The organism is Exiguobacterium sp. A1_3_1, assembly GCF_048985645.1.
Classification (GTDB): Bacteria; Bacillota; Bacilli; order Exiguobacteriales; family Exiguobacteriaceae; genus Exiguobacterium_A; species Exiguobacterium_A indicum.
In genome coordinates this window covers 1-4993 of sequence record NZ_WBYY01000210.1, presented here as the reverse complement: position 1 = coordinate 4993, position 4993 = coordinate 1, and the positions used below count along the sequence as shown (strand labels likewise).

Below are 4993 nucleotides of genomic sequence, written 5' to 3'. Positions count from 1 at the left end.
GTGGGCTCGGAGATGTGTATAAGAGACAGCTTCATCCACATGACATTAAAAAGCAAGATGGAAAGTTCTATAAAGTATTCACGCCATATAAGAATGCATTCATGAAAAAAGATATTCCTGTACCATATGAAGTGAAATGGCAAACGCTGCGGGATCATTATCAAAAGCATCAACACGATAATAGTTTCATCAACGCTTATTTTAAAAAGGCAGAGTCGGAAGCCGTCTTCCATCCTGGTGAAAAGCAGGCGAAACAACGCTTGAAGAAATTCATCGAACAATCGCTTGAAGATTACGAAGAGAACCGTGATTTTCCTGCTGTCGACGGTACGAGTTTACTTTCTCGCTATTTACGGACTGGAGAAGTCGGCATCCGGACCGTCTATGCGGCTGTTCAGGAGGCAAAAGAATCAAAAGGGAAACAGACCTTCATCACCGAACTCATCTGGCGTGAATTCTATTACATGATTTTAATGCATTTCCCGGAATCAAAACGACAAGCCGTCAATACGCAATATCGGGAAATCGAATGGGAAGAAGATGAAGAGGGCTTCAAGGCGTGGTGTGAAGGCAAGACGGGCTATCCGATCGTTGATGCAGCGATGCGGCAATTGAATCAAACGGGGTGGATGCATAATCGTCTACGGATGATCGTCGCTTCTTTCCTGACAAAAGACTTGTTGGTCGATTGGCAGAAAGGCGAACGATATTTCCAGCAGAAACTCGTTGATTATGAAGCGGCATCAAACATCGGGGGTTGGCAATGGGCAGCATCAGTCGGAACGGATGCCGTCCCGTACTTCCGCGTCTTCAATCCGACGACTCAATCGAAGAAGTTCGATAAGGATGGAGCGTTCATTCGAAAGTATGTCACGGAAATCAAGGATTTATCAAAGCAGTATATTCATGAACCGACTGCTGAACAACGCAAGGATTATGGCTATCCAGAACCAATCGTCGCACATGACGAAGCGCGAAAGCGTGCGATTGCTCGATTCAAATAATGAAAAAAGGATGTCCCTCAAGTGAGGAACATCCTTTTTTTACGACCTTATTGAAGACGACTATTTGCCTTACGCGTTCGGAATGCATGGTACGTCAAGTAAGATAAGACCCCGAAGTAACATGTGATCAAGAAGGCGTGGAGTAACGGCACATACGTTGCATGTCCACCAAGAACGATCCAAGCCCCAGTGGCGACTTGGCACGAGATGAAGAACGTCGCGAACGCCATACCAATCGTTGTCGTCCGATGCTTTAAGCGAATCGCAACGACATGGACGAATAAGGTGAACAGGAACAGTAATCCTGCCATGATTCGGTGAATCATCTGCACCCACGCTTCGAACGTCATGGAAGGTTGAGAACAGACAGGCCAACCAACGCAAGCATATGTAGCCCCGACGTGGCGTACGTAAGCACCCGTATAAACGACGATCAGCGTATAGATGAGTAGACCGTACAAGAGCTTCCGTAAGAATGCTGGGACAGATTCCCTGAATTCCTGACCCGGACGCTCCATGATCAACAGTGTCAAAATCAATAGCGAAGCAAAGGAAATCAAAGAGATTCCGAAATGTAACGCCATGACGAGGTCTGATTGTTGCCAAACGACTGCTCCAGCACCGACGATCGATTGAATCAACATGAAGATGAAAGCAAGAAACGCAAAGATCTTCGTATCTAATCGATCCTTGAAGGCAACGAGCGTCCAGAGACATAAGGCGATGATTAAGAGTCCAACGACTCCAGTCACAGCGCGGTGACTATATTCAATCATCGTTTCAACACTTGGGTTCGTCGGAATGAGTTCCCCGTGACAGAGTGGCCAATCCGTTCCGCAACCATCTCCCGAATCCGTTTTTGTGACTGTCCCACCCATCAGTAAGACGATCATCATCGTAAACGTGACGAAGGCTGAAAACATCGAAAGTTTTCGATTCAAGATTTGGACACCACCTTTCTAAAAAAATACGAAATACATGGATTTCCATAGGTCTAGTATCGCATAAAAAGTACTGAAAGGGTTGCAATCTTTTAGAACAACGCTATTCTAGTATTAGGTAAATATGGTGAACTGTGATGAAAATCACATAGATTTCACATTTTGTTCATTATGTCGAAAGTATTTTCATACGTCACGGTCCTCGATATGTGGTATCTTTTATAGAGAAAAGGGCGTTTCGTGGCATGTCTGTGTTATTTCTGTGAAGAAATTACGTGAAGCTTAGGTGCTAAACGGAAGCAGACGGTGAAAAGGAGGGAACAGCATGGCGAAAGTTACTGGAGAGGCACTGGATATGGCGATCGAGCAAGCAGATCAGCCGACATTCAAGGACTATATTACCCTAGCAAAAATGGGGATTGTTCGTGCCAATCTGATTACGGTCTTCGCGGGGTATGTCGTAGCAGCATCGTACATAACGGATGATGTCCTGTTGTACTTGTGGCAAACCAAGTGGATGTTACTGTGGACGCTTCTCGGGAGTGGATTGGTCATTGCCGGAAGTTGCTACCTCAATAACTACATTGACCGGGACATCGATTACAAGATGGAACGGACGATGGGAAGACCAAGCGTTACTGGGAAGATGGATGGACAGCGGATACTCGCACTAGGACTCGGTATTCTTGCGACCGGTACGGTATTGTTGTTGATCGTCAACCATGTGGCGGCAGTGTTCGGATTGATCGGATCATTCGTTTACGTCGTGATTTATACGATGTGGTTAAAGCGGACGCACACGATCAATACAGTCGTAGGTGGTATATCAGGAGCTGTGCCACCAATCATTGGATTTGCGGCAGTCACTCCGACGCTTCACATTGATGCGTGGATTTTATTCCTCATCATGTTCGTGTGGCAACCACCACATTTCCTTGCACTCGCGATGCGACGGACAGAGGAGTATCGGGCAGCAGGTATCCCGATGTTACCTGTCGTAAACGGATTCGCGATCACGAAACGACAAATTGTATGGTGGATTGCAGTACTCATTCCATCATCACTCCTCTTAGCACACTATGGCATCATCTACATGATCGTCATGGCATTGCTCGGTGGATATTGGCTCTATATGGGACTGAAAGGTCTGAAGATCCAAGATGAACAAGCCGAAATCAAATGGGCGTCGAAGATGTTCTTCTTCTCACTGTTTTATTTCACGGCTTGGATCGTGACGGTCGTACTCGTTTCTCTCTAAAACGATTTGACATAATTCACGTACACCATTACGAAAGACAAAATTGGGGACAAAGAAAGTGGGGATGGTTGTGAAAAAATCAGTAAAAATGCTCTTCCGGCTTCTTCCAATCGGCTTGATGGCACTCATGTTATCAGGTTGTGGAATTCCGGAATTGTCTGCGCTACAGCCTCGCGGAGAAGGCGCTGAGATGCAACTTGAGATCATCAAGCTTAGCTTGTGGGTCATGTTGTTCGTCCTTGCGATCGTAGCCGTCATTTATATTTACGTACTTATGAAATTCCGTCGTAAATCAGGTGATAACACGGTTCCGAAGCAAGTCGAAGGGAACCATACGCTTGAAATCATCTGGACAGTCATTCCGATTCTTCTTTTGATCGTTCTTGCAATTCCGACGATCAAAACAACGGTTGAACTCGCAGATGCAAAAGAAGCGAAGAAAAACGAACAAATCAACGTTACAGCAAACCTCTACTGGTGGGAGTTCGAATACCCAGACAAAGGTGTTTCGACAGGACAAGAACTTGTCATCCCAGTCGGTAAACGTGTTGCTGTTAACTTGACGTCTAAAGACGTCATTCACTCGTTCTGGGTACCAGCTCTTTCTGGTAAAACAGATACGAACCCAGGTCTTGAGAACGAAATGTGGTTACAAGCAAAAGAAGCAGGCACTTACTACGGTAAATGTGCCGAGTTGTGTGGTCCTTCTCACGCATTGATGGACTTCAAAGTCGTTGCACTTGAACAAGACGACTACGACAACTGGTTGAAAGATATGAAAGCTGCGAAAGAAGCAGAGACGAAGCAGCTTGATAAAAAGAATGAAAAGAACTGGACGACTGGCGAGAAAGTCTATGCCCAGAACTGTCTCAGCTGTCATGGTGGCGGGAAAGTCGCACCTAGCTTGACGAACTTCGGTGATCGTCAACGTATCGCGGGTTACCTCGACCATGATAAAGAAAACCTCGAAAAATGGATTCGCGATCCTCAAAAAGAGAAGCAAGGTACGAAAATGCCTGGATTCTCTGAAGATCAGATCAGCGATGAAGAATTGAGCGAATTGGCAGATTATCTATTGGACAAAAAGCTCCAATAATTTTTTAAGGGGGAATCATAGTGGGGACACATACTATGGGTATGCCGCAGAAAAAAAGCGGCATCATGGACTGGCTAACGACAGTCGACCATAAGAAAATCGGGATTCTCTACATCATGTCTGGATTGTTCTTCCTTCTAGTCGGTGGCGTAGAAGCCCTAATGATTCGTTTTCAATTGATTAAACCGATGAACGATTTCGTCAGCGGTGAACTCTTTAACCAATTGATCACGATGCACGGTACGACGATGATCTTCTTGGCAGCGATGCCGATGTTGATCGGATACATGAACGCAGCAGTACCGCTTCAAATCGGGGCACGTGACGTTGCGTTCCCATTCTTGAATGCACTTGGTTTCTGGTTGTTCTTCTTCGGTGGAGTCTTGTTGAACCTTTCTTGGTTCTTCGGCGCTGCACCGAACGCAGGGTGGACTGCATACGCACCACTCTCGACGGTACCTGAGTCTCTCGGTGTAGACTTCTACGCGTTGGGTCTTCAGATTTCTGGTTTCGGTACACTTATGGGGGGGATTAACTTCCTCGTTACGATTTTGAACATGCGTGCACCAGGTATGAAACTGATGCGGATGCCGCTCTTCACATGGACAGCATTCGTTGCTTCTGCCTTGATCGTTTTCGCATTCCCACCACTTACGGTTGGATCTGTCTCTTATACACATCTCCGAGCCCACGA

Annotated in this window: 5 protein-coding genes; 4 read left to right on the top strand and 1 reads right to left on the bottom strand. The window is 46.0% G+C overall.

Annotation, left to right across the window (positions count from 1 at the left end):
* Positions 1–1004: cryptochrome/photolyase family protein (locus tag F8N00_RS16220; RefSeq protein WP_421018583.1), on the top strand; the 1004-nt coding region annotated here is incomplete at its 5' end.
* A gap of 47 nt (positions 1005–1051) precedes the next feature.
* On the opposite strand, the gene F8N00_RS16215 is transcribed toward F8N00_RS16220, so the two are convergent.
* The gene (locus tag F8N00_RS16215) at positions 1052–1945 is read right to left on the bottom strand and encodes a COX15/CtaA family protein (protein ID WP_023468831.1); all 894 of its coding nucleotides are present in this window, start codon (positions 1943–1945) and stop codon (positions 1052–1054) included.
* Positions 1946–2270: 325 nt separating this feature from the next.
* Between F8N00_RS16215 and cyoE the strand changes: the two genes are divergently transcribed.
* From cyoE to F8N00_RS16200, 3 genes are all read left to right on the top strand, one after another.
* Positions 2271–3203, top strand: coding sequence for a heme o synthase (gene cyoE / locus F8N00_RS16210; RefSeq protein WP_023468830.1), 933 nt, complete (start codon positions 2271–2273; stop codon positions 3201–3203).
* Between the two features lie 64 nt (positions 3204–3267).
* On the top strand, positions 3268–4299 hold the full coding sequence (gene coxB, locus F8N00_RS16205; protein WP_081637364.1) for a cytochrome c oxidase subunit II: 1032 nt from the start codon (positions 3268–3270) through the stop codon (positions 4297–4299).
* 35 nt (positions 4300–4334) lie between these two features.
* Positions 4335–4993 (top strand): cbb3-type cytochrome c oxidase subunit I (locus tag F8N00_RS16200; RefSeq protein ID WP_421018584.1); only part of this gene is annotated, 659 nt, incomplete at its 3' end.

Coding starts and splice junctions, on each gene's coding strand:
- cyoE (WP_023468830.1), top strand. CDS start 2,271: ATGGCGAAAGTTACTGGAGAGGCACTGGATATGGCGATCGAGCAAGCA.
- coxB (WP_081637364.1), top strand. CDS start 3,268: ATGGTTGTGAAAAAATCAGTAAAAATGCTCTTCCGGCTTCTTCCAATC.